Origin of the sequence: Micromonospora sp. NPDC049282 (assembly GCF_043197045.1) — a bacterium.
Classification (GTDB): domain Bacteria; phylum Actinomycetota; class Actinomycetes; order Mycobacteriales; family Micromonosporaceae; genus Micromonospora.
In genome coordinates this window covers 25,251-49,240 of sequence record NZ_JBICSL010000015.1, presented here as the reverse complement: position 1 = coordinate 49,240, position 23,990 = coordinate 25,251, and the positions used below count along the sequence as shown (strand labels likewise).

Below are 23,990 nucleotides of genomic sequence, written 5' to 3'. Positions count from 1 at the left end.
GACCGGGTCACGCGCCGATCGCGTCCAGCTCGGCGAGCGCGTCGGCGGGCTGCTCCAGGGCCGCGCCTGTCATGGTCCCCTTCCGCACGCCGGAGTTTCCGGCGGCACCCCGTACGGTGCCCGCCACCGGCCGGCGCAACCAGGCCCCACCGATCCCAGGATCGGTGCGGCCCGGCTCATCGGCGCCGGAGCAGCCCGCGTCCGGCCAGGAAGGCGCGCAACGTCTCGGCGTCCGCATCGGACATCAACCGACGTGGGATCACGGTCGCGGGCATCCGGCCGACGTACACGATCCAGAACTCCGGGTCGTCCGTCACCCTGGCGACCCCGTCCCAGGCGATGCCGCCGGACTCCGAGCCGCTGCGCATCATGATGTTGTCGTCGGTGATGTCGTAGCCGCCCTCGACGGCGTAGCCACCGGAGCGTCGCCGGGCGCGCCACCGCACCCAGGGCGCGTAGAGCATGGACAGCACGCCGCCCACGAGCAGCGCGGTCCACAGCGACGAGAACCGGCCGTCCGACCCGAGCGTCGACGAGACGGCGAGCCCGAGCGCCCCGGCGGCGGCCAGTGCCGCGCCGACGTATCCGAACCGGCGCAACCGGACCCGGCTGAGCGCGGCGGCCACCCGGGCCGGGTAGGTGGGATCGGCCGGGACGTCGAAACGGATGTGCACGCCCGAACGATAGCGCCGGGCACCGCCGGGACGAGTCAGGTGGCTCGCTGACGTGCCGCGACGATCTCGACGTGGTGGTCGAGCGCCCAGCCGCGCCACCCACCGGAGCCGCTGACCGCCGTGGACCGGACCTCACGGAGAAACTGCTCGCAGGCACCGACTGTTAACGCTCACCATCGGGCGACGAGGTCGACGCCGGAAGTTTCCGGATGGCGGACCGAGAGTTTCGGTGACCCGGTCCACCTTCATGAGCAGCTCAGAGCCGGCTGAGGCGCACCGAGCCGCCGCCGGGGCGACCGATCAGGATCGCTTGTTCCGCAACATGGGCGGTTGAACCTGTTATCGATAAACTGCTATCTTTCGGCACGGGAGCGAAGGGCACGCTCCCGGTCACCGGCAACGCGCCGACGAGGGCACTCCCCTCCGTCGCCCGGCGACCAGTCCGGGCCGCCGTGCCGATGCCCGCTGACCGCAGACCGTCGCCGGAGCATCCCGCTCCCGCGCAGGCCCTGTTCTCCGTTCCTTCCCGCAGGCGAATCCGCACGCGCACCACCGGACCACCACCACTGGCAAGGAGGCAAACAGCAGTGAAACGTACACAGCTTCTCTCGACCCTCGCCGCCGCGGCCGTGCTCGTCGCGACGGCCGCCGGCGGCGTGCTGAGCGGCGGCCTCGGCGGCGCGGCGGAGGCCGCGACGAACGGCACGCTCGCGGCCACCGCCGGCTGCGGCAAGGCCCCCACGCTCACCAACGGGACCCGCACCATCTCCAGCGGCGGACAGAACCGCAGCTACATCCTGCGGATCCCGGACGGGTACGACCGGAACCGCCCGTATCGCCTGATCTTCGGCTTCCACTGGTTGAACGGCTCGGCGAACAACGTCGCCTCGGCCGGCTACTACGGGCTGCTGCCGCTGTCGAACAACAGCACGATCTTCGTCGCGCCGCAGGGCATCGACAACGGCTGGGCCAACACCAACGGCCGGGACCTGACCCTGTTCGACGACATCTCCCGGCAGGTCGAGAACGACCTCTGCGTCGACACCACCCAGCGCTTCGCGCTCGGCTGGAGCTACGGCGGGGCGATGAGCTACGCGGTGGCCTGCGCCCGGCCCACCGTCATCCGCGCGGTCACCGTGCTGTCCGGCGCCAACCTCAGCGGCTGCAACGGCGGCACCCAGCCCGTGCCCTACTTCGGCATCCACGGCACCCACGACAGCGTGCTGAACATCTCCATGGGCCGCTCGCTGCGCGACACGTTCGTCCGGAACAACGGCTGCACCGCGCAGAGCCCGCGCGAGCCGGCCCTGAACAGCTACAGCCACATCACCACCACCTACTCCGGCTGCCGCGCCGGCTACCCGGTGCAGTGGGCCGCCTTCGACGGCGACCACACCCCCAGCCCGGTCGACGGCTCGGGCAGCCCGAACGACTCCCGGACCTGGACCTCGGGCGAGATCTGGCGGTTCTTCAGCCAGTTCGAGTCGACCACGCCGCCGACCACCGCCCCGCCGACGAGCACCCCGCCCACCAGCACCCCGCCCACCAGCACCCCGCCTACCAGCACGCCGCCGACGACTCCGCCGGCGACCGGCTGCGCGGCCGCCTACCGCACCATCAACACCTGGCCGGGCGGCTTCCAGGGTGAGGTCACCGTGGCCAACAACACCACCGCCACCGTCAACGGCTGGACGGTACGCCTGACGCTGGCCTCCGGGCAGGCCATCAGCAGCCTCTGGAGCGGCGTCAACACCGGCACCACCGGCACCGTCTCGGTGCAGAACGCCCCCTACAACGGCACATTGGCCCCGAACGCCTCGACCACGTTCGGGTTCACCGCCACCGGCAACGGCGCCACCGCGCCCGGCAACGTCACCTGCACCAGCTCCTGAGGTGCGACCCCAGGGCCCGGAGCCGGACGGCTCCGGGCCCGCCGGGGCCCGTGGTTCCCCTGCGTGCGGCACCGCCGGTACGTACAGTGCGGAGACAGTGCCGTCGCGAAGAGGAGAACCATGTCGAAGCCGCCGCTGCCCGAGCCGGCCGTTGCCATGCTGCGCAAGCCGAACCCCGCCGTCATCGCCACGCTGCGGTCCGACGGCCAGCCGGTCTCCGCGGCCACCTGGTACCTGTGGGATGACGGCCGGATCCTGGTCAACATGGACGAGGGGCGGCGCCGGCTGAGTCACCTGCGCAACGACCCCCGGGTCACCCTCACGGTGCTGGACGAGCAGGGCTGGTACACGCACCTGAGCATCGTCGGGCGCGTCGTCGAGCTGCGCGACGACACCGACCTGACCGACATCGACCGGCTCTCCCAGCACTACACCGGGCGGCCCTACCCGCGGCGGGAGCGCGGTCGCGTCACCGCGCTGATCGAGATCGACCGCTGGCACGGCTGGGGTGCGCTCAAGGACAACAGCCAGGTCGGCTGAGCGCCTGGCGCCGACGACGGCGACGGCGACTGAGCCCAGCACCGCCTGGTGCCCGTCGGAAAGCCGGCGGGCACCAGGGCGTGGCCGCTACTGCGGCGCGACCCAGAAGACGTAGACCGCGCCGTACGGCACGGCCGCCGTCGCGCCGTCGGCGCACGGACCGGACGGGGCGGGAGCGAGACGTGCTGAGCATGCGGTTCCTCCGTTTCGGCAGGCGCGCTCGCGCCTCCACAGTCCCTAACGGACTCCCCGCGGGCAACGATCAGGACCACGCCAGTTCTGCCGGTCGGCCTGCCGTCCTTACCGACATGCGGGACCGGAACGGCGCAGCTTCATGTCGGTGCCGCTCGTGCCGAAGGCTGTGTCGAACGGCCCGACCTGATCGACGGGTCGGGCGACTCCCGGCTCGGATCGAGCCGTCCCTCGGAAGCGGGTGCGCCCGGCGCCGAAGCACCGCGTGGGCCGGGAACATAGCCGATTTCGAACCACATCCCGGGCAACTGATCGACAAGTCGATCGAGATCGGACAACATCTATCCCATGGATGCCCGGTCCGCCGGCGCTCGACCCCCTGTCGAGAGCGCGAGCCCCGAACAGATCTCCGACGCCCGGCCCCCGGGCGGGCGAAGCCGGCGGCCCCGGCCCGAATGGATCCTCGCGATCCTGGCCAGCCTGCTGCTGGCGGTGGCGCTGACCTGGCCGACGCTGCGGCACCCGGCGACCACGATCCCCGGCGACCTCGGCGACCCGACGTTGCAGGCCTGGCAGGTCGCCTGGTCGGGGCACGCCCTGCTCAGCGACCCGCTCGGCCTCTGGCACTCGAACACGTTCTATCCCGAGAGATACACCTACGCCTACAGCGACACCCTCCTCGGGTACGCGCCGATCGGGATGCTCGGCTCCGGCTTCGAGGCGGCCGTGATCCGCTACAACGTGCTGTACGTGCTGCTGCACGCGCTCGCGTTCCTCGGGGCGTACGCGCTGACCCGGCAGCTCGGGGCGAACCGGTGGGGCGGGGCGGTCGCCGGGGTCGCCTGGGCGTACGCGCCGTGGCGGCTGGCGCACGCCGGCCACCTGAACATCCTGTCGAGCGGCGGCATCGCGCTGTCGCTGGCGATGCTGGCCCGTGGCCACGGCTGGTCGCTGCGGCACGGCTACCGACCGGAGCGGCGACGGCCCGGCTGGGCGCTGGCCGGGTGGCTGACCGCCGCCTGGCAGGTCAGTCTCGGCTTCGGCATCGGGCTGCCACTGGTCTACTTCCTGCTGGCCGCGGTGCTGGTGGCGGCCGGCTGCTACGGCTGGGCCTGGTGGCGCCGGCGGGAGCGCCCGCCGTTCGGCCGCCGGCTGCTGCTCGCGGATCTGGCCGGTGGGGCCGCCTTCGGCGCGGTGACGCTGCTGCTCGGCCTGGTCTACCTGCGCGTGGTGGACCTCAACCCGCAGGCGCAACGGACGCTGGACTGGACGGAGATGTTCTCCCCACCGCTGATGGGGTTCCTCACCGCGCCGGCGGACTCGTGGGTGTGGGGCGAGCGGCATGCCGCCGCGCGCGAGCAGTTGACCTGGCCGCCGGAGATGGCGCTGCTGCCGGGGATGACGCTGCTCGGGCTGGCCGCGGCCGGGCTGTTCGTCTCGGTCTTCCCGCCCCGACGCCGGGTCGCGCTGGGGCTCGGGGTGCTCGGCACGGTGCTGCTGGGCCTGGGCGCCACGCTCGGCGGGGACGGCGATCCCGGCTACCTGACGTTGTCCAGGCACCTGCCCGGCTGGGACGCGTTGCGCACACCGGGCCGGTTGATGCACTGGACCAGCCTGCTGCTCGCGGTGCTGGCCGCCGGGCTGGTGACGGCGCTGGCCGAGTCGTCGGGTCGGCCCGCGAACCGCCGCCGGGCCCGGATCGTCACGGCGCTCGTCCTGCTGGTGCCGCTGGCCCTGGTCACCGTGGAGGGCGTCAACCGGACCCCGCACCCGACCGTGCCCCGGCCACCGGCGGCGCTGCGGACCGTGCCGGACCCGATCCTGGTGCTGCCCGCCGGCGGGGTGGGCGACCTGACGTACATGCTGTGGACGACCGACGGGTTCCCCCGGGTGACAAACGGGCTGGGCGGGTTCGAGCCGGCCAGCCAGGCGCAGACCCGGGCCGCCATCGCGTCCTTCCCCGACCCGGGCAGCGTGGCGTACCTGCGCGGGATCGGCGTGCGGTCGGTCGTGGCCGTCCCGGACCGCGCCGCGGGGACGCCGTGGGAGGGCATCGAGGCGCGACCCGTCGACGGTCTGGGCATCACCCGGGAGGAACGCGATGGCGCGCTGGTCTACCTCCTCTGACCTCGACCGGGCGAGGTGACGGCCGTGCGGCTGTCCGTCGTGGTGCCCTGCTTCAACGAGGAGGCGTCGGTGGAGCGGTTGCACGAAACCGTGCGCGCCGCGCTCGCCGCGCTGCCCGACGTGGACGTCGAGGTGGTGTACGTCGACGACGGCAGCGAGGACGGCACGCTCGCGGCGCTGCGCCGGCTCGCCGCCGCCGACTCGGACGTCTGCTACCTGTCGCTGAGCCGCAACTTCGGCAAGGAGGCGGCGATGCTCGCCGGCCTGCGCCGGGCGACCGGCGACGCGGTCGTCATCATGGACGCCGACCTGCAACACCCGCCGCGACTGTTGCCGGAGATGGTGGCGCTCCACCGGCAGGGCTTCGACCAGGTGATCGCCCGGCGCGACCGGCGCGGTGACCGGTTCGTCCGGACGATGGCCTCGCGGTCGTTCTACCGGGCCATCAACTGGTGGATCGACGTGCGCCTGCTGGACGGGGCGGGCGACTTCCGCCTGCTGTCGCGACTCGCGGTGGACGCGATCCTGGCGATGCCGGAATACAACAGGTTCTCCAAGGGCCTGTTCTCCTGGATCGGCTTCCGGACCGTGGTGGTGGCCCACCACAACGAGCTCCGCCAGGCAGGGCGGAGCCGCTGGTCGATCGGCAAGCTGTTCAACTACGCGTTCGACGGCCTGCTGTCGTTCAACAACCGGCCGCTGCGCCTGGCGATCTACGGCGGCCTGTTCCTCACCCTCATCGCGGTGGCCTACATGGCCTGGGTGGTCGCGGACGCGGTCGAGAAGGGCATCGACGTCCCCGGGTACACCACGATCATCGTCAGCGTGATCGGACTCGGCGGCATCCAGATGATGCTCCTGGGTGTGATCGGCGAATACATCGGCCGGATCTACTACGAGACCAAGCGCCGGCCGCACTATCTGGTGCGGGAGACCGAGCGCCTGGTCACCGAGGCGGGCGACGAGCGCTGACAATTCGGTGGACCGGCCGGCCCCGGCGGTGCCAGTCTGCCCGGAGACGGACCGAACCGACCGACGGGAGCACGGCGATGCGCGTACTCGAAACCTTCCCGCCCATCCGGACGCGAGCTTTCGAGGACCCGTCGACCCATGCAGACCGTCAACCTCGGCATCGTCGCCCATGTCGACGCCGGTAAGACCAGCCTGACCGAGCGCCTGCTGCACGCCACCGGCGTCATCGACCGGCTCGGCAGCGTCGACGCGGGCACCACCCGCACCGACACCGGCGAGATCGAACGCCGCCGGGGCATCACCATCCGCAGCGCCGTCGCCGCGTTGCCGGTCCGCGACCGCCAGGTCAACCTGCTCGACACCCCCGGGCACAGCGACTTCGTGGCCGAGGTCGAACGCGCGCTCGGGGTGCTCGACGCGGCCGTCCTGGTGCTGTCGGCAGTCGAGGGGGTGCAGCCGCACAGCCGGCGGCTGATGCGCATCCTCCGCGCGCTGCGGCTACCCACGCTGATCTTCGTGAACAAGATCGACCGCGTGGGCGCCCGCGCCGACGAGCTGGTCGCGGACGTGCGCCGACTGCTCACCCCGGCCGTCGCCCCGCTGGGCACGGTCCGCGCGCCCGGCACCCCCGACGCCCTCTTCCGGCCCGACGGTCCACGGTACGACGACAGCGCCGCCCACCGGCTCGCCGAGGTCCTCGCCGAGCACGACGACGAGCTGCTGGCCGCCCTGGTGGACGACCTGCCGCCGGACCCGGACCGGCTCGACGCGGCGCTCCGCGAGCAGGTCGCGGCCGGACGGGTCCACCCGCTGCTGTTCGGCTCGGCGCTGTCCGGGGCCGGCGTACCGGAGCTGCTGGACGCCGTCGCGACCCTGCTCCCGGCGTCACCGCCGGCCGAGCCCGAGCCGCGGGCCCGGGTCTTCGCCATCGAGCGCGAGCCCACCGGCGAACGGGTGGCCTACCTGCGGTCGTACGGCGGGCAGCTCCGGGCGCGGCAGCGGGTCGTCGCGTACCGCCGGGAGCCGGACGGGCGGATCACCGCGACCCGCGCGCGGATCACCCGGCTCGACGTGGTCGGCGCGACCACCGACCACGCCGCGCCGGCGCTGACCGCCGGGCACATCGCCCGGGTCGTCGGCCTGACCGGGGTACGCCTCGGCGACCAGCTGGGCGGGCCGGCCGGCCTCGACGGGCGGTCGTTCTTCCCGGCGCCGACCCTGGAGGCGGTGGTGCGCCCCCGCGACCCGGCCCGGGCCCTCGCGCTGCACGCCGCGCTGCTGGACCTCGCGGACGCCGACCCGTTCATCCGGACCCGGGTGGCCCCGGCCGGCGGCACGAGCGTGCTGCTCTACGGCGAGGTGCAGCGCGAGGTGCTGGCCGCCACGCTCGCCGAGGGATACGGGATCGAGGCGACGTTCGGGCCGGCCCGGCTCATGCATGTCGAACGGCCGACCGGCGCGGGCGCGGCGGTGGAGGTCATCGGGCACGGCTTCCTCGGCACGGTCGGGTTCCGGGTCGAGCCCGGCTCCGGGGTGGACTACCGGCTGGCGGTCGAACTCGGCTCGCTGCCGCCGGCGTTCCACCGGGCCATCGAGGAGGCCACCCGGGCGGCCCTGGACCAGGGCCGGTACGGCTGGCCGGTCACCGACATCCGGATCACGCTCACCCACAGCGGCTACTGGTCGCCGATCACCACCGCCGGGCACTTCCGGGACCTGGCCCCGTACGTCCTCATGCAGGCGCTCGCCGAGGCCGGCACCCGGGTCTTCGAACCGTGCCGCCGGTTCGAGGCGGAGGTGCCGGCGGACCGGCTCGGGCCGGTCACATCGTACCTGGGTCGGCTCGGCGCCCGGATCGACGGCACCGACGAGATCCCGGCCGGCTGGCGGATCGGCGGGGTGCTGCCGGCGCGGCTCGAACCGGAGGCGCAGCAGCGGTTGCCGGACCTGTCCGGCGGGGAGGGGTTGTGGTCGTCGGCGCCCGGCGGTGACCGCCCGGTGGCCGGCGACCCGCCTCGCCGGCCGCGCACCGACGGCAACCCGTTCGACCGGGTGGAATATCTGCGCTTCCTCGCCCGGCCGGGGAGCCGGCCCTGAGCCGGACCGGGCCGGTACGCCGATGGCGTACCGGCCCGGTGACCGGATCGGGAGGCGGGCGTTCAGCCCAGCACCACCCCCGAGGCGCCGACGCCGGCCAGGCCGGAGAAGATGTCCTCGTAGTACATCCGCCAGGCGCAGGTCCGCCCGGTCGGGACGTACCCGGTGCAGGCCGTCGCGGTGTTGGTGTCGTCGATGGCGCTGTTGGTGCCGGTGGCGTACACCTGGGTGGTGTTCGCTCCGTTCACGATCTCCACCGGGCCGCCGCTGTCGCCCTGGCCGACCGCGTTGGTGCGGGTGGTGCTCTCCGCCTGCACCTGGCCGCAGACGGTGCCGAAGTTGCGGATGTTGATGCACAGGTCCCGGGCCTTGACCTGGATCGAGCACCGGGTGCCGGAGTAGGCGCCCGAGGTGCACACGAAGTTGCCGACCTGGCTGGCGAGCGCGCCGATCACCTGGTTGTTGAACTCGCTCGTCACCGCGCCGGCCGCGTCGGTGGTGTTGTTGAAGACCCGGCCGCCTCCGCTGCCCGCGAGGAGCAGCGTGTCGGTGCCGACGTTGCGGGTGCCGACGATGCCGATCGTCTGCCCGGTCGGGTCGGTGGCGACGTTGTTCAGGTTGCCGCAGTGCGCGGCGGAGAGCACCCGCGACACCCCACCCTGGAAGACCCCGAAGCCGGTCGAGCAGCCGCCGCCGGTGGTCGCGTTGCGCCACGCGGCGCCGCCCCACCACGGCGGCGAGTCGTCCCACCGGGTGGCCGGCGCGGCGGCGACGTCGGTCTGCACGGTCACCGGGACGCCGGCGAGGCTCGTCGCGCCGAGCAGCCCGTCCTGCGTGCCGACGAGCAGGCCGGCGCCGTCGGCGCGCGGTCCGACCGTGGTGATCTGGTCACCCGCGGCGGCGCGCAGCCGGGCGGCGGCCACCGCCAGCTCCCGCTGCGAGTACGCGGCGGGCAGCACCCGGGTCGGTACGACGCTCCGGGCGGCGGCCAGCAGGCCGGCCGGGGCCGCACCCTTCCAGTAGACCCGCAACTGGCGCGTGGTGGGGTCGGCGACGACGCCGGCGAACCCGGAGTCCGGCCCGCGTCGCGCCGCCCGCACGATGCGCTCGGCGGCCGTGTTCATCCGCTGCTGCACCGTGAACAGCTCCGCCCAGGACGTGAAGCCGGCGGGCACCCCCGCGTTGTCGACGAAGGACCCGGTGGTGGTCGCCTTCCCGGCCGGCGCGGCCGCGGCGGCCGGCCCGGTGGACACGCCCGCGGCGAGCAGCGTCAGGCCGACCGCCGCGACGGCGGCGCGGCGCAGCAGCCCTCCGGCCCGTCGGGTGGTCAGGTGTCGGTGACTCATGAGGTGCTCCCTTTCCCCAGGTGGCATGACACGGGCTGAGCCCGCCCCGGGACGGTGGCACGGATCGCCGGGGCCCTGCGGCGCATCCTGGACTCGGCTGGACACCGCCGGACACGACCGACCGGACCGCGGCGCTCCGAAGTGGAACTGTCGGAGATCAGCATCGGTCTATGAGCCTCGGCGGCAGCGGCCCTACCCTCCCGGTGTCAGCTCCCCTCGGCAGCCGGGGAGAGGTCGGCGGGGGAGGCCGCATGTCCGACCAGCCGGAGCGTCGCGCAACCGCGAGGCTTCCGCCGGGCGCGGCCGCGGTCGACCGCTCCGCGTACCCGGTGATCCGCGTCGCCGACGCCGCGCGGACCGTGCCGGAGCTGGCCGGCCTGCTGCGCCAGTTGCGCCGCCGGGAGGCCCGGCAGCAGGGCGAGACGCCGTTGACCTACCGACAGTTGGCCGCGAAGACCGGCTGGTCACGTGGGGTGATCGGGGAATACTTCGCCGGGAACATCCTGCCGCCGACGGAACGGTTCGACATCCTGATCCGGCTGCTCGGGGCCACCGCCGCCGAGCAGGGGGCGCTGGCCACCGCGCGGGACCGGGTGGAGGAGGCGCGACGGCAGCCCGACCCGGACGAGACCCAGGCCGTACGGCCCGGAGGCGGGCGGGCCCGCGCCCGGCCGGCACGACTGCCGGTCCCGCGCCAACTGCCCCCGGCGCTGCCCGGCTTCGTCGGCCGGGCGGAACAGTTGGCGCGACTGGACGCCGGCGGTGGTCCGGCGGCCGGTGACCCCGCTCCGACGATCGTGGTGCTGTCGGGCACCGCCGGGGTGGGCAAGACGACGCTGGCGGTGCACTGGGCGCACCGCGCCGCCGACCGGTTCCCGGACGGCCAGCTCTACGTCGACCTGCGGGGGTTCGACGCCACCGGCGCGGTGGTGACGCCGGCCGAGGCGGTCCACGGTTTCCTCGAAGCGCTGGGGGTCCCCCCGGAGCGGATGCCCGTGCACCTGTCCGCGCAGGTCGGCCTCTACCGCAGTCTGCTCGCCGACCGCCGGATCCTGGTGCTGCTGGACAACGCCCGCGACGTCGAGCAGATTCGGCCCCTGCTGCCGGGCAGCCCGGGCAGCCTGGTCCTGGTCACCAGCCGCAACCGGCTCGCCGGCCTGATCGCGGCCGAAGGCGCCCGCTCGGTCACCGTCGGACTGCTCAGCACCGCCGAGTCCTGGCAGTTGCTGGCCCGCCGCCTCGGCGCGGACCGGTTGGCGGTCGAACCGCAGGTCGTGGACGAGATGGTCGAGCGATGCGCACGGCTGCCGCTGGCGCTGGCGGTGCTCGCCGCGCGGGGCGCGGCGCACCCCGCGTTCCCGCTGGCCACCCTCGCCGCCGAACTGCGTGACGCGGCCCGGCTGCTGGACGCGTTCGACACCGGGGACGCCGGCACCGGCGTGCAGGCGGTCTTCTCCTGGTCGTACCGGAGCCTGACGCCGGCGGCGGCGCGGCTGTTCCGGCTGATCGGCTGCCACCCCGGTCCGGAGATCGGGATCCCGGCGGCGGCCAGCCTGGCCAGCCTGCCCCGGAACCAGATGCCCCGGCTGCTGGCCGAGCTGGCCCACGCGCACCTGCTCACCGAGCACGCGCCCGGCCGGTTCGGCGCGCACGACCTGCTGCGCGCGTACGCGGCCGAACTGACCGAGCGGCTCGACCCGGACGGCCAGCGGCAGGCGGCCGTCCGCCGGGGCCTCGACCACCACCTGCACTCCGCGCACGCCGCCGCGGTGCTGTTGCAGCCGGGCTGGGATCCGACCCCCCTGCCCGACGCCCTGCCCGGGGTGGTGCCCGAGGAGATCACCGACCAGGAACACGCGCTGGCCTGGTTCACCGCCGAGCACCGCGTACTCCTGGCGGCGGTGGCCCACGCGGAGCGCGCCCGGTGCGACGGTCACGCCTGGCGGCTGGCCCGGACCCTGGTCGACTTCCTGCAACGGCAGGGACGCTGGTCGGACCTGGCCGACGCGCAGCGGGCCGCCCTGGCCGCCGCGCGGCGGGCGGGCGAGCGCACCGGGCAGGCCAACGCCCACCGCGACCTCGCCCGCGCACTGGTCCGGCTGGGCCGCGAGGAGGAGGCCGCCGGCCACTACCGCGACGCGCTGGCGCTCTTCGCGGAACTCGGCGACCACAGCGGGCAGGCGCGGACCCACCGCGCGTTCGGCGCCATGCTGGACGCGCTGGGCCGGTACGAGGAGTCGCTGCACCAGGCGGCGCGGGCGCTGGCGCTCTACGAGCGCACCGGCCACCCGGCCGGGCAGGCCAGCGCCCGTAACGCGATGGGCTGGGCGCACGCCCGGCTCGGCCGCTACGGTCCGGCGCGCGGGCACTGCGAGCAGGCGCTGGCGTTGCTACGCCGGACCGACGACCGGCACGGTGAGGCGAACACCTGGGACAGCCTCGGCTTCATCCACGACGGGCTCGGGAACCACCGCCGGGCGATCCGGTGCTACGGCCGGGCGCTGACGCTGTACCAGCGGATCGGCGACCGGTACGACGAGGCGGACACGCTGACCCGGCTCGGCGACAGCCGGCGCGCCTGCGGGGACCGGGCGGGCGCGCTGCGCACCTGGCGGCGGGCCCTGGTCATCTTCGACGGCCTGGGCCATCCGGACGCCGAGGGCGTACGCGAACGGCTGTTCCGGGCGTCGCCGGAAGGCGGGCCCGGGATGTGACGACGCCGTTCCCCGGACCTCGGCCCGTTCACGCCCGCCGTCGTCGAGCCAGCACGACGAGCACCACGGCCAGCACCGCGGCCGCGCCGATCGCGGCGACCGGTAGCGGCCGACGTACCTTCTCCGGCAGGTTGTGCCCGCGCAGGGACGTCTCGATCGACTCCGATGTCGACGCGAGCCGACCGGTGACCGAACCCGCGACCTGCCCGGCGCGCCCCACCGCGGCGTTCACCGTGGCCCTGGCCTGCGCGCCGGCTTCCTCGGCGGCGACCTTGGCGCGAGCCTTGACATCCGTCTTGGCGGCGAGCGCCTCGACGGTGTCACCGAGGGCGGCGCGGGTCTGTGCGATCTCGGCCCGCAACTGCTGCGGGTCCGAAGGCGTGTGCTCACTCATGGCTTCTCCCCTCCCGGAACGCGGTCTTCACCGCGTCCACGTCCGCGGTCACGCCGGAGACCGCCTCCTGCGGCGCCAGCGGCGTCATCGCGCGCATCTGCCGACGGCCGAGCAGAGCCATCACCCCGGCGGCGGCGAGCACGACGACCATGACGGTCAGGACGGCCAGCCACAGCGGCCAGACCAGATCCAGCAACACCACCGCCAGGACCACCAGCAACGCGAGCCCGTACAGGCCGAGGACGGCGGCGCCGCCGAACAGGCCCCCGCCGAGGCCGGCGTGCCGGCCCTTGGCGACGAGTTCCGCCCTGGCCAGTGCCAGCTCATCGCGTACGAGTGTCGACAGTTGCTCGGTGGCGCGGCTGATCAGGGCCGACGTCGACAGGGTCTCCGCCGGGGCGGTGCGATCCTCGTCGACGCGGGCCGACGGGTCCGGTGTCATCGCATCCCCTCTCGTCGTGTGCACGCCTGATGCCCTGGCCGGCCGCCGCGCAAACGAACGTCGCACCGATCCGGGCAGCGAGGGAGCGTGGTTCGCGGTCAGCTCCAGGACGGCGGCGCCTGCCCGTAGGCGGGTGGCAGGTGGGGCCAGCTCAGCGGACGGCCGTCCAGCTGACCCGGTGGGCTGATCCCGCTCCACCCGTTCCCGAGTTCGGTGCGGTAGGCGTCGGCGTGGCGCCCCGGGTCCTCGCCGGTGTCCTGCCCGGCCGGCCTGCTGCCCTGGTCGAGCAGCCATCGTGCCGTCCTGGTGAGGAACAGCGAGACGTGGGAGGCCTCGCCGGTGCGGGCACGCCGGGCCAGTGCGGCAAGCGCGCCGGCGGCGATGAGGTAGCCGGTGGCGTGGTCGAGCAGTTGGCAGGGCAGCGCGCCGGGCCGGATGCCGTCCGTGCTGGTGGCCCAGCCGATTCCGGTGGCGACCTGCACCAGGCTGTCGAACCCGCGCCGGTTGCCCCAGGTCCCGAAGGTGGCCCAGGCCGAGAGCGTGACGACGCTGGTGCCGGGGTGCTGTTCGGCGACCTGGTCCGGATCGAGACCGAGACGGCGCAGGGCTCCGGGCCGGTAGCCGGTGACCAGGACGTCGGCCTGGTCGAGCAGGCGGTGCAGCGTTCGACGGCCCGGCTCCGTGCTGGCGTCCAGGGTCGCGCTGGCCTTGCCGATCACTCCGTCGACGGCGTGCAGCGCCAGCTCCGGACGGCGCGGATCGTCGACCCGCAGCACGTCGGCGCCGAGCGCGCCCAGCATCCTGGTGCCGACGGGGCCGGCGATGACCCGGGTCAGGTCGAGCACCTTCACCCCGGACGCCGGCAGCCGACCCGGTTCGGGCAGCGGCCGTGCGGCACGGCTGAGCGGCACCATGGTCACGAGCGGCGAGGTCCCCGCCGTGCCGTCCCGGCTCTCCGCCTGCCACCGGGCCTGCGTGCGAGCGGCCACGGCCAACCCTCCCGCGCCGTACACGGCACGTTCGACCTCCGACGCCGGGCGGTCGGCGATGACGCCGGCCACCTGCGTCCGCACCTCGGCGTCCGGACCGTCGGCCACCCCGAGGGACGCCAGCAGCGCCGCCCGATGCCACGGATAGTTCGCATGGGTACGCACCCAGCCGTCCGCGGCCGGCCACAACCGGGACAGCGGGGCGAAGCCGTCGATCCCCCGCCCGTCCGCGTCGCGAAGCCAGACCTCGCCGCGCACCACCGCCGCCACGTGTCCGGTGTCGAGCGTGAGGTCGGGCCGCCGACCGGTGCGGGCATGAGCCAGGTCGGCGGCAGCCGTGAGGCAGGCGGCCACGGACGCGATCGCGCAGTCGGCGACGGCGAGCGGTGACGCCAGCGCCGCGGGCCGTGGATCCCCGACCAGCCCAGGCGCGACGGGATCCATCAGCCCCAGGTCGGCCAGCACGCCGTTCACCAGAGTCGCCATGCGGACATCCTTCCGGCTTCGGCCGGCCCGCGTCTGCCGCACCCGGGTGCTCTCACCCACTCGGCGGGGTGGCACGACAGGCGTGGGATGTGGGAGATCGGTGTCGAGACCGCCGAGTACGACGACGGTCTCTACACCCCGAACTACGTCTCCGACGTACGCCGAGATCCGCCGGCTGCGCCGGAGGTTCCGGTGCGGGGCCGGAGGCCGCGTATACCCACCGACTCAGGTCACCCGATCAGGCGTGGTTGCCAGCCGTCGCGGTAGCGCACGCCGTGCGGTCGGAGGCGGATCTGGTCGTGCGCTGTCCCGGGGACCGGCTCGACCCGGATCTCCCGGGGCCGGTCCACCACGACACACACGTCCTCGCCGGGCCACCACCAGCCGCAGGAGCGGGCCAGGCCGGCCCAGCTGTCGAGGTGGTCGGCCTGGTCCGGCCGGTAGCCGGCGAGACCGAGCCGGCGCAGCACGTCGTAGTAGGCGATCCAGGACGCGTCCTGCTGCCCGTACCAGCAGACCGGGAGCGGAGCGTCGCCGGCGAGCGCGGCGCGCACCGGCAGGTAGAAGCCGTGCGCCAGGCTCCGGTGCAGCGCCGTGCGTACGCCCTGGTGCAGCACGACAGCGAGCGGAACGCCGCTGTCGAGGGCGTGCGACGGCGCCAGTCCGGGCCATGGTTGCCTGGTCCTGCTCGCGCGTGCGGGTGACAGCTCGGGATCGGTGTGGGTGACGCCCGCGCTCAGCGCGCCGCGCAACCGGGAGACGATCATGGCGAGATCACTCGCCAGCGGCGGCGTCCCGCCCGGCCGGGGGTCACGGACGCGCTCGTGAAGCTGGTCGAGGGTGGGCCAGCCGGTGATCAGGGGTCGTGCCTGGTCCGGCGAGTCGACCCACTCGAAGCGGGGTCGCGGTCGTGACGCCCTGGCGTAGACGGCGGTCAGGCAACGTTCGGCCGTCTCCCGGTCGGCCGGCTGGGTGCACAGGGCGTGGTCGAGCCATTCCTGGCGGATCCGGACGGCCCGCTGCCACAGGTCGTGGGGGTTGCCGCCGCCGACGGCCGGTGGGGGTGCGGCGGCGTCGTCGCGCCGCGCGGGGGCGCTCATCGCGCCGGGGCGTCGCCGCCCTTCCTGAAGAAGATCATGAGACGACTATGACGCCACCGCGACGCCGACGCAACGCGATTCCCGTCGGCGGATCCGGACCGCTCGTACCTCCGCTACCGGGAGGACAGCCCGCCGGCCCGGCGTCGTCCCGGGGGCCGGATTCCTCGGTGTCCGCCTTCCGATTCGACGGCGACCGATAGGTGACTGCGGCGTGACAGGCCGTGTCTAGGCTGCCAACCATGGCACCGGGTCCACCGACCCTCCTGGAGGCCGCCGACGAAGCGGCCGGACCGCTGCGCGCCGTGCTGGAGGACGTCTGGCTGACCCTCGACACCGCGGTCGAGGGCGCGGGCCGGTGGCTGGAGCTGTACGGCGGCGTACCGGCCGATCCGGTGTTCGTGTGCCTCGACGCGATGAGCAACGTGCTGCACATCCGCTTCGACGGGGCCGATTCGCTTACCGTCAGCTATCTGCCCGGCTGGTGCTACGAGGCCGCCACCGCGGCACACGCGGACCGGCGGCCGGCGCCGTCCGCCGTCCTGGTGACCGACGTCGACACCGCCCAGCCGCTGGTCTTCGACCTGAGGGTCGAGCACCGGATCGCCGGTGCGGAGCGGAGCGTGGCGGTCGGCGGAGAGACGATCTCGTACCCGCCGCTGCCGATGGGATACACGTTCACGCCCGCGCGCGCCTTCGAGATCGAGGACGCGGACGCGCCGGCCACCCCGCTGGTGCACTGGAGCGCGATGCGGCTGCTGCTGGCGATGGCGCCGGGGGTGTCGTACTCGGCGCGGCCACTGCTCGGCGCGGACGGGTTGCGGGCGCTGCGGGCCGCGTACCTGCCCGGGGACGGACCCACCCGCTGCGACCAGACCCTGGCCTTCGAGATCCGGCGCCACCGGCACCCGGACACGCTGCCGCCGCTGGGCGGTCCGGTGCGGGCGGTCCCGCTCACCGAACCCGACCTGGTGGCCGGGACCGTCGCGTTGGACGCGGCAGTCGCGGGGACCGGCGGCGCGCTGCTGCCGACGGCCGTCCAGCAGGCCCGGGCCGACGGACTCGACCTGGTGCTGGTCCGCCCCGACCTTCGTCGCCCGCCCGTCGGCCAGCCCTGGTCGTGGCAGCCCGACTGGTTCGTCGCCGCCGCCTCGGTCCTCGACGACGTCGCGTTCGCGCTGGCCAAGGACGTGTACGACACCTACATCGACTGGCTGGGCGGGATACCCGACGGCGCGCCGCTGCCGATCCACATCCGGGTCGACCCGGCCAGCGCCGAGGACCGCTTCGCCTACCGGCTGGACCTGCTGGACGCCGACGGCGAGCCGGCCGCCGGCCTGGCCACCACGGTGCCGGACGGGCTGGTGTGGCAGCTGACCGTGATCCGCACCGCGGGGGTGCGGGTGTTCCTCGACGAGTCGGTCGGCGCCGCCGGGGTGAGCACCCTCAAGGGCATCGTCCGCTACCGGGAGCAGGTGGCCACGCACTTCGACGACGTACCCCTGGAGATCACCGACGAGGTGGTGCCGGTGCGGGATCTGCCGGACCGGCCGGCCACGCTTGACGAGATCGCCCACGTGGTGGTGACGGTCGGCCAGTTCGTCCCGGTACCGACCATCCAGGCCATGTACGACCTGCGTGATCTCGGTTCCGTCGCCGCGTACGTGTTGACCGGAAAGGATCTCCAGGGGGAGCCGATGAGCGGCCTGGCCGCCGCGCTGACCCTGGGCGGCGTGCTGGTGCCGCCGGTGGTGGAACGGGTCGGTGGTTCGCTGCTGGCGGCCGGCCGGCGGGTGCTGACCCGTGGTGACGTGCCGCTGCCCCGACTGGCACGGGCGGCGGCGGCAGCCGCCCCGGTGGACGCCGACCTGGCCGCCACCCTGCTCGAGGAACTGCCGCGGGTGTCGCCATGACCCGGCCGGTGGAACTGCTGCGGCAACAGGCGCTGCTGATGGCCCAGCAGAAGCTGACCGCCCAGGCCGCCAGGAAGGCGGCGACGAAGGCCGCGACGAACGTGCCGGTCCCGACCGCGTTCCTGCGTGATCCGGCGCAACTCGTCGGCCACTCCGGTGTCGCGCTGGAATCCGCGTACCTGCAGGACGCCCTCCAGGCGGCCCGGCGGGACAATCCACGGCTGACGATCGGCGAGTTCCTCGCCGGCGGCGCCGCCGACTCGCTGTTCCACGGCATCGTCGACTCGCTGCTCGGTCCCGCCGCCGCGACCATGCTGCGCACCACCGACCCCGACCTGTACCGCCAGGCGCTCGTCCAGGCGTTCCACGACTTCCGGTTCGGCCCGACGCCGTACGACGGCGGCATCGCCTACAGCAGGCACCGCTACCAGATCGGGCGCCACGTCGCGTTGCCGGAGGAACTCAACGTCATTCCGATGAACGCGCCGACCGGCCCGGACCTGCACTATCCGCCCTACGGGCCGCTCGTCACCGCCCGCGGCCACCGCACCATCGGAATGGTGATGGCGTCCCGGGCGTGGGGACGGGACATCCCGCTGGACGCGCGCGGCGTCAGCCTGTTCCGCGCGCTGGGGTTGAGGAGCCGGGACGTCCTGCACGCCTGGGACTACGACCCGGATCTGCTGCTGTCCGAACCGCAGATCGCCCACATGATCTCGACCGGCGCCGCGCCGGTGTACCAGTTCCGGATCGTCCGCGGGACGCCCACCGCCCGCACCGCCGACCAGGCGCGGTGGGAGCTGGCGGCCCGGCTGGAGGACGACGCCTTCCTCGAAGCCGACGACGCCGAGCTGCAACGGCTGTGGAGCCACTACGGCAGCGACACCGCCCGCGAGACCGGGGACCCGACGGACCTGGCGGAACGGTACGCCCGGGATCCGTACTACCGGATGTCCCGGGACGAGCTGTTCGAGATGGCGCTACGCCTGCCAGGTGCCTGGAACGTGGCGAGCCGCTCCTACGAATGGGAGCACGGCCTGCCCCAACGGTTCACCAAGCGCATGGTCGGCTGGGCGCGAGAGCTGCGCAGGCACCTGGACGAGACCGTCTGGACCAGCCGGCTGTCGATGCTCACCGGCGCCGCCGAGCCGGCCAACCTCCAACTGCTCTCGCCCTGGGAGCACGCCCGGGTCGACCTGCACGCCGGGCGGATGTTCGACGGCGTCACGCGCGTCGACAGGTACGGCAACCGGGCCGTACCCACCCTGCGCGAGGTCGAGGCGTACGACGACGCCGCCCGGGCGGCCGACTTCCCGATGTCCGGCGGCGGGACGCTGCGGGGGTTCCCGCTCTCCGACACGCCGCGCGCCGACGAACCGATCGTGGCGTTCGACCAGTTCACCCTCGCGGAACTGGTCGGCGCCCTGCACGAGGACGAGTGGCAGAAGGCCCTGCGGACGGCGGCCAGCCAGCGGACCGGCGTGCGGACCGAATGGAACCAGCTCGTGGACCGGCTCAACACACACCTGGTCGCGTACGGCATGCCCGCGGCCCTGCACCTGCCGAAGATCTGAGACCAGCGAGTCGGGAGACCGGAGGGGAACCATGACAACCCCCGTCACCACCCAGGTGGGCCTGCGGTTCGTCCAGTTGCGCCGGGAGGGCGACGCCGCCCCGGGCGCCTGCACGACCGGCCCGAAGTTGATCGACGCGGTCGTCGACTTCCGGGACGCCTGGTCGGATCCGGTCCGGGAGGTCGTCACCGACGGGGACGACGACCGGGCGCGGCGACTGCTGGCCAAGCGGCTGGCGGCGAAGGACGACCGCCTGGACGAGCTCGGCCGGCAGACGCTGTGGCTGTTGCTCCGGGTCGCCGTCGATGCCCGGCTGACCGTCGGTGAGCTGCGCGACGGCATCGCCGGGTGGGCCACCGAGCACGACCTGGACGCCGGACAGCTCGCCTCGGCCGCGGCGGAGCTGACCGGTTGGGTGGTGGACGTGCTGGTCCTGGGCCGGTTCCTGCGGATCCCCCGGTCACCGGTGGCCGTCGTGCTGGTCCGCGTGCTGCGCGGGATGACGCTGCTGCGCCTCGCCCGGTCCGACGCCGACGCGGCGTGCCTGGTCCGGGCCCTGCTCGGCGGACGCGACGTGCTGCTGCCGGACCCGCCGGCACCCCCGCGGACCAACGCCGACGCCGATCGGGCCGACCGGTTCGCCGACCTCGGCCAGACGCTGCGGCGACTGCGCTCCCGGGCCGACGCCGTCGGGCTGACCGACGCCACCGTGCAGGACCTGCGGAACAGCGGGTTTCCCGATCTCGGTCCGGCCATCTCGGCCACCGCGCAGGCGGCGGCCGACCTCGGTGTTCCGGACACCACGACGCTGAGCCGCCTCGCCCGGGTGTTCTCCGCCGAACAGGCGGACGCCCGGCGCCGGGCGACCGCGAAGCTGACCGGGGGCGATTTCGAACCGATCCCGTCGCACCCCGGCCCGGCCGACCCGCTGCCCTATCCGGGGCAGCCGAAGGTGCCGGTGCTGGATGCGTACACCCGCATCGCCGGCCGGGGCGACCTCATGATCATCCGTACCGCGCTGCTGCGCTACCAGCCCGGCGAGATCTCGTACCTCGAGAACGTGCTGGCCAGCGAGACGCGCGGGCGGTCCCACGTGGCCGATACCAGCACCAGCGAAACCGTGACCACGACCAGTAAGAGGATCGACGCGTCCACCGAGGAACTCGCGTCCACCGAGCAGAACAGCCTGGACCGGGCATTGGCGACGGCGGCGTCGCAGCAGAACTCCACCTCGCTGGGCGTCAGCGTGTCCGGCGGGCTGGGGCCGGTCCGGGCCGGTATCGAGGTCAACGCCGACCAGTCCACCTCGACCGAGACGAGCAGCAGCTCCGCGGTGTCGTACGCCAAGACACTCACCGAGAGCGCCACGCAGCTCCTGCGTACCGAGACCGGTCAACGTCGTACCACCACGAGCACCGTCCGGGTCACCGAGACCAACACCCACTCCTTCGACAACTCCGCCGGCACGGCCGACATCAGCGGCGTCTACCGCTGGCTGGACAAGGTCGACCAGGCGCGGGTGTACAACTACGGCGAGCGGCTCATGCTGGAGTTCATCGTCCCCGAGCCCGCCGCCACGCTGGTCTGGCTGGACACCCGGACCTCCGAGGACACCAGCCTGGGCGCCGTCCCCAAACCGCCTGCCTGGTTCCTCGACGTCGACGACCTGGACGACGACAACTGGGCCGCCAAGGCCGCCCGCTGGGACATCTTCGGCGTCGAACCGCCCCCGGATCCGGAGGTCTTCGCCACCGCCACCTTCGTCGACCCGGCCGCCCGGCCGTTCGACTACCCCAAGAACTCCACCGACAAGTCCCAGCCCGAGTGGGGGTACGCCTCCTACACCGGCGAGGTCGCGGTACCGGCCGGGTACGAGGCGAGCAGAGCGTACGTCTGGACCACCTGGGGCCTGACCGACGGGGAATACGCCACCGACGCCGGCAGCCCGCCGCAGGCCGCCCAGATCGCCGTCGGCGAGCAACGGTTGATCCTCAACGACAGCACCGAAGGCGTGTCGGTCGTCGATTTCGACCAACCCGCCCCCGGGCCGGTCCCGATCGGCATCAGCGCCGACCAGCGGGGCGGGCTCACCGTCGTGGTGCGGGTCCGGTGCACCCGGACCGACGGCGCGTTCGAGGCGTGGCGGTTGCGGGCCTGGGAGTCGATCCGAGCCGGTTACCTGGCCCAGCGCTCCGCCTACGACAACGACCAGGCACGCCGGCAGGCGCGCACCGCGTACCAGGCGGACGGGTCGGCGGCCAGCCTTCGGCAGCTGGAGATGCTGGAACTCAAGCGGGCCTGCCAGACCGTGCTCACCGGCCAGGAGTTCGACCTGTACGGCGCCCTGGACACTCCGGACGACGAGGCTCCCCGCATCGACCGGATGCAGATCGTCGCCGAGGCCGACAACATCCAGTTCTTCGAGGAGGTCTTCGAGTGGGAGAACCTGACCTACCTGTGCTATCCCTACCAGTGGGCCGGCCGGGACCGCTGGGTCACCGTACGCAGCCGCACCAGCAGCGACCCGTTGCACCAGGCGTTCCTCCAGGCCGGCGCGGCCCGGGTCATCGTGCCGGTACGCCCCGGCTACGAGTACGCCGTCGGCGGATATCTCGCCTCCTCCCAGGTGCCCACCCTGTCGCCACGGCCGTGGCGGGACGGCGGCAATCCGTACCCGCCGATCGAGGAGCTGATCGCCGACGCTCTCGACCGCCCGGGTGAGGAGGTGGCCGTCGGCGATCCGTGGGAGGTCGTCACACCCACCTCGCTCGTCCAGTTACAGGCCGGCCCCGACCTCAACCCGCCGAGTTCGAGTGGCGAGCGTTCCCTTGACCCTCGACCCGGTGGAGCCCGCACCCTTCAGGCGTGACATCAGAAGAAAGTGACATGCGAAGAGGTCGTCCGACGATCGACCTGGAGCGTCTGCGGCCGATCCTGCGGGCGAGCTGGGGAGCGGACACCTGCGACCCGCACGACCTGCCCGACTGGCACCCCGGCAACCCGGCCCGCGGTCAGTGCGGAGTCACCGCGTTGATCGTGCAGGACCTCCTCGGCGGAGAACTCGTCCTCGGTGAGGTCTTCGTCGGGGACGTCAGGGTCGGTTACCACTACTGGAATCGACTGCCCGACGGCTCCGACGTCGACCTCACCGCCGATCAGTTCCACCCACAGGAGGCCGTCGTCGGCGGCCAGGTGCAGCGACGTCCGCCGGGCCCGCCCGGGCGATGCCGGCAGGAGTACGAGCTCCTGCGCCGTCGCGTCCTCGCGGGCGCGCGGGAGGTCGGCTGCGACGGCCGCGCCCTCGGCCGTGAGGTGCGGCGAGCGGCTACGCCGACGTCCGGTGGGCGGGTTGGAACAGTTCGATGAGGTTGCCGGCCGGGTCGGTGAGCAGGATCTGGCGTCCACCGGGGCCGCTGACCAGGGCGCTGCGGAACGGTAGACCGGCGGCGCGCAGTCGGTCGATCTCGGCGTCGAGGTCGTCGACGGTCAGGTGGATCCGGTTGCGGCCCGCGGCGGTGGCGTCGGCGGGGGTGGCCCGGGCGCCGGAGCTGGCCGGCCCGGACAGCAGCAGTCGCAGCGGACCGCGGACCACGTCGGCGAAGGCGGGCGCGGCGTTGGTGTTCACCGTGAAGCCGAGGTGGGCGGTGTAGAAGTCGACGGCGGCCTGGACGTCGTCGACGAGGTAACGGACGCTGGCGTACTGGTCGGACGCGGTCACGGCGGGACCTCTTCTCAGGAACGGATGGCGTCGAGGACCGGCAGCAGGCGCCGGACGCGGGTGTCGATGTCGGCTGCCACCCGCTGGAAGGCGGGGTAGCCGGCCCGGTCGGTGTCGCCGGCGGCGGGGTCGGGAATGCTCCAGTGCGCGCGCCGGGGGTGCTCCGGGAAGTCCGGGACCACCTCGCGGGCCTTGTCACACAGGCTGATCACGTAGTCGAAGCGGCGACCGGTCACGGTGTCGAGGTGCCGGGGGCGCTGCCCGGCGACGTCGATGCCGAACTCGTCGTGCAGGACCCGGACGGCGTCGGGGTGCAGGTGGCCCTTGGGACGGCTGCCGGCGCTGATCGCTTCGGCCCGGCCACCGGCGCGATGACGTAGCAGCGCCTCGGCGACCGGCGAGCGAGCGCTGTTGCCGGTGCACACGAACAGCACGCGGACGCGGCGCGATCGCCGCAGGTCGACCGGGGGCGCCGGCTCCCGACGCAGTTCCGGGTGCAGTGCGGCGCCGGCGTCGCCCAGCGCGTCCGCGCAGCGATCGAGGTCCAGGTGGTAGTAGCTGTCGCGGCCGTCGAAACTGCTGCGCGTGGCGGTGACCAGTCCGCCGTCGCGCAGCAGCCGCAGGTGGTATGAGACGAGGCTCTGCGGCTCGCCCGTCCGCGCCACCAGCTCCCGGACCCGGTAGTCGCTGACCACGAGCTCGGACAGCAGTCGCCATCTCAGCGGATGGGCGGCCAACCGCAGGAAGGCCGGGGCGAGTCGACTCGACTCCATGATCGACATCATACATCAAATGAGCTTGATTGAATACGCTGCGTGAGCCG

General features: G+C 73.5%; 18 protein-coding genes. 10 read left to right on the top strand and 8 right to left on the bottom strand.

The window, feature by feature from the left end:
* Window positions 1-176 precede the first annotated feature (176 nt).
* Window positions 177-674 (bottom strand): YcxB family protein, encoded by a 498-nt coding sequence (locus ACGFI2_RS22860; RefSeq protein ID WP_393520449.1) that lies wholly within the window; start codon window positions 672-674, stop codon window positions 177-179.
* A gap of 587 nt (window positions 675-1,261) precedes the next feature.
* On the opposite strand from ACGFI2_RS22860, the gene ACGFI2_RS22855 reads away from it, so the two are divergent.
* From ACGFI2_RS22855 to ACGFI2_RS22835, 5 genes are all read left to right on the top strand, one after another.
* A complete protein-coding gene (locus ACGFI2_RS22855) occupies window positions 1,262-2,566 on the top strand; it encodes a cellulose binding domain-containing protein (RefSeq protein ID WP_393520447.1) in 1,305 nt (434 codons plus the stop codon).
* A 120-nt stretch (window positions 2,567-2,686) separates the two neighbouring features.
* Complete coding sequence (locus tag ACGFI2_RS22850; RefSeq protein ID WP_393520445.1) at window positions 2,687-3,106, top strand: PPOX class F420-dependent oxidoreductase; 420 nt, start codon at window positions 2,687-2,689, stop codon at window positions 3,104-3,106.
* A gap of 540 nt (window positions 3,107-3,646) precedes the next feature.
* Window positions 3,647-5,425: a hypothetical protein gene (locus tag ACGFI2_RS22845; RefSeq protein ID WP_393520443.1), complete on the top strand. Its 1,779-nt coding sequence runs from the start codon at window positions 3,647-3,649 to the stop codon at window positions 5,423-5,425.
* Window positions 5,426-5,440: 15 nt separating this feature from the next.
* Window positions 5,441-6,397: a glycosyltransferase family 2 protein gene (locus tag ACGFI2_RS22840; protein WP_393520441.1), complete on the top strand. Its 957-nt coding sequence runs from the start codon at window positions 5,441-5,443 to the stop codon at window positions 6,395-6,397.
* Between the two features lie 138 nt (window positions 6,398-6,535).
* A complete protein-coding gene (locus tag ACGFI2_RS22835; RefSeq protein ID WP_393520439.1) occupies window positions 6,536-8,494 on the top strand; it encodes a GTP-binding protein in 1,959 nt (652 codons plus the stop codon).
* Between the two features lie 62 nt (window positions 8,495-8,556).
* On the opposite strand, the gene ACGFI2_RS22830 is transcribed toward ACGFI2_RS22835, so the two are convergent.
* On the bottom strand, window positions 8,557-9,840 hold the full coding sequence (locus ACGFI2_RS22830) for a hypothetical protein (protein WP_393520437.1): 1,284 nt from the start codon (window positions 9,838-9,840) through the stop codon (window positions 8,557-8,559).
* Between the two features lie 251 nt (window positions 9,841-10,091).
* Here ACGFI2_RS22830 and ACGFI2_RS22825 point away from each other — a divergent pair, with 251 nt between their 5' ends.
* On the top strand, window positions 10,092-12,554 hold the full coding sequence (locus tag ACGFI2_RS22825) for an ATP-binding protein (RefSeq protein ID WP_393520435.1): 2,463 nt from the start codon (window positions 10,092-10,094) through the stop codon (window positions 12,552-12,554).
* A gap of 28 nt (window positions 12,555-12,582) precedes the next feature.
* Here ACGFI2_RS22825 and ACGFI2_RS22820 read toward each other — a convergent pair whose 3' ends face one another.
* The 4 genes from ACGFI2_RS22820 to ACGFI2_RS22805 all read right to left on the bottom strand — a co-directional run bounded on the left by ACGFI2_RS22820 (window position 12,583) and on the right by ACGFI2_RS22805 (window position 15,965).
* The gene (locus ACGFI2_RS22820; protein ID WP_393520433.1) at window positions 12,583-12,948 is read right to left on the bottom strand and encodes a DUF3618 domain-containing protein; all 366 of its coding nucleotides are present in this window, start codon (window positions 12,946-12,948) and stop codon (window positions 12,583-12,585) included.
* A complete protein-coding gene (locus ACGFI2_RS22815; RefSeq protein WP_393520431.1) occupies window positions 12,941-13,390 on the bottom strand; it encodes a phage holin family protein in 450 nt (149 codons plus the stop codon). Before ACGFI2_RS22815 ends, ACGFI2_RS22820 begins: the two co-directional genes overlap by 8 nt.
* A gap of 98 nt (window positions 13,391-13,488) precedes the next feature.
* Window positions 13,489-14,865, bottom strand: a complete 1,377-nt coding sequence (locus tag ACGFI2_RS22810) for a CoA transferase (RefSeq protein WP_393520429.1) — start codon at window positions 14,863-14,865, stop codon at window positions 13,489-13,491.
* A gap of 230 nt (window positions 14,866-15,095) precedes the next feature.
* Entirely contained in the window at window positions 15,096-15,965 is an 870-nt protein-coding gene (locus ACGFI2_RS22805) for a DUF6745 domain-containing protein (RefSeq protein ID WP_393520427.1), read from the bottom strand.
* A 239-nt stretch (window positions 15,966-16,204) separates the two neighbouring features.
* Between ACGFI2_RS22805 and ACGFI2_RS22800 the strand changes: the two genes are divergently transcribed.
* From ACGFI2_RS22800 to ACGFI2_RS22785, 4 genes are read left to right on the top strand one after another with little or no spacing between them, the layout of a single operon-like run.
* Window positions 16,205-17,875: a hypothetical protein gene (locus tag ACGFI2_RS22800; protein ID WP_393520425.1), complete on the top strand. Its 1,671-nt coding sequence runs from the start codon at window positions 16,205-16,207 to the stop codon at window positions 17,873-17,875.
* Window positions 17,872-19,449: a hypothetical protein gene (locus tag ACGFI2_RS22795; protein ID WP_393520423.1), complete on the top strand. Its 1,578-nt coding sequence runs from the start codon at window positions 17,872-17,874 to the stop codon at window positions 19,447-19,449. The genes ACGFI2_RS22800 and ACGFI2_RS22795 overlap by 4 nt, the downstream gene beginning before the upstream one ends.
* Before the next feature lie 31 nt (window positions 19,450-19,480).
* Window positions 19,481-22,318 (top strand): hypothetical protein, encoded by a 2,838-nt coding sequence (locus tag ACGFI2_RS22790; protein WP_393520421.1) that lies wholly within the window; start codon window positions 19,481-19,483, stop codon window positions 22,316-22,318.
* A 17-nt stretch (window positions 22,319-22,335) separates the two neighbouring features.
* Entirely contained in the window at window positions 22,336-22,815 is a 480-nt protein-coding gene (locus tag ACGFI2_RS22785; protein ID WP_393520419.1) for a hypothetical protein, read from the top strand.
* Here the strand turns inward: ACGFI2_RS22785 and ACGFI2_RS22780 are convergent.
* Together ACGFI2_RS22780 and ACGFI2_RS22775 are read right to left on the bottom strand one after the other, a co-directional pair.
* Window positions 22,775-23,167, bottom strand: coding sequence for a VOC family protein (locus ACGFI2_RS22780; RefSeq protein ID WP_393520417.1), 393 nt, complete (start codon window positions 23,165-23,167; stop codon window positions 22,775-22,777). The genes ACGFI2_RS22785 and ACGFI2_RS22780 overlap by 41 nt on opposite strands.
* 14 nt (window positions 23,168-23,181) lie before the next feature.
* Window positions 23,182-23,940 carry an ArsR family transcriptional regulator gene (locus tag ACGFI2_RS22775; RefSeq protein ID WP_393520415.1) on the bottom strand — a complete coding sequence of 253 codons (759 nt, stop codon included), beginning with the start codon at window positions 23,938-23,940 and terminating at the stop codon, window positions 23,182-23,184.
* Window positions 23,941-23,990 lie beyond the last annotated feature (50 nt).

Excerpts from the sequence above, each read along its gene's own strand:
- ACGFI2_RS22810 (WP_393520429.1), bottom strand. The coding sequence starts at position 14,865 with ATGGCGACTCTGGTGAACGGCGTGCTGGCCGACCTGGGGCTGATGGAT.
- ACGFI2_RS22785 (WP_393520419.1), top strand. The coding sequence starts at position 22,336 with ATGCGAAGAGGTCGTCCGACGATCGACCTGGAGCGTCTGCGGCCGATC.
- ACGFI2_RS22790 (WP_393520421.1), top strand. The coding sequence starts at position 19,481 with ATGACAACCCCCGTCACCACCCAGGTGGGCCTGCGGTTCGTCCAGTTG.
- ACGFI2_RS22815 (WP_393520431.1), bottom strand. The coding sequence starts at position 13,390 with ATGACACCGGACCCGTCGGCCCGCGTCGACGAGGATCGCACCGCCCCG.
- ACGFI2_RS22845 (WP_393520443.1), top strand. The coding sequence starts at position 3,647 with ATGGATGCCCGGTCCGCCGGCGCTCGACCCCCTGTCGAGAGCGCGAGC.
- ACGFI2_RS22795 (WP_393520423.1), top strand. The coding sequence starts at position 17,872 with ATGACCCGGCCGGTGGAACTGCTGCGGCAACAGGCGCTGCTGATGGCC.
- ACGFI2_RS22825 (WP_393520435.1), top strand. The coding sequence starts at position 10,092 with ATGTCCGACCAGCCGGAGCGTCGCGCAACCGCGAGGCTTCCGCCGGGC.
- ACGFI2_RS22850 (WP_393520445.1), top strand. The coding sequence starts at position 2,687 with ATGTCGAAGCCGCCGCTGCCCGAGCCGGCCGTTGCCATGCTGCGCAAG.
- ACGFI2_RS22805 (WP_393520427.1), bottom strand. The coding sequence starts at position 15,965 with ATGAGCGCCCCCGCGCGGCGCGACGACGCCGCCGCACCCCCACCGGCC.
- ACGFI2_RS22835 (WP_393520439.1), top strand. The coding sequence starts at position 6,536 with ATGCAGACCGTCAACCTCGGCATCGTCGCCCATGTCGACGCCGGTAAG.
- ACGFI2_RS22820 (WP_393520433.1), bottom strand. The coding sequence starts at position 12,948 with ATGAGTGAGCACACGCCTTCGGACCCGCAGCAGTTGCGGGCCGAGATC.
- ACGFI2_RS22775 (WP_393520415.1), bottom strand. The coding sequence starts at position 23,940 with ATGGAGTCGAGTCGACTCGCCCCGGCCTTCCTGCGGTTGGCCGCCCAT.
- ACGFI2_RS22830 (WP_393520437.1), bottom strand. The coding sequence starts at position 9,840 with ATGAGTCACCGACACCTGACCACCCGACGGGCCGGAGGGCTGCTGCGC.
- ACGFI2_RS22800 (WP_393520425.1), top strand. The coding sequence starts at position 16,205 with ATGGCACCGGGTCCACCGACCCTCCTGGAGGCCGCCGACGAAGCGGCC.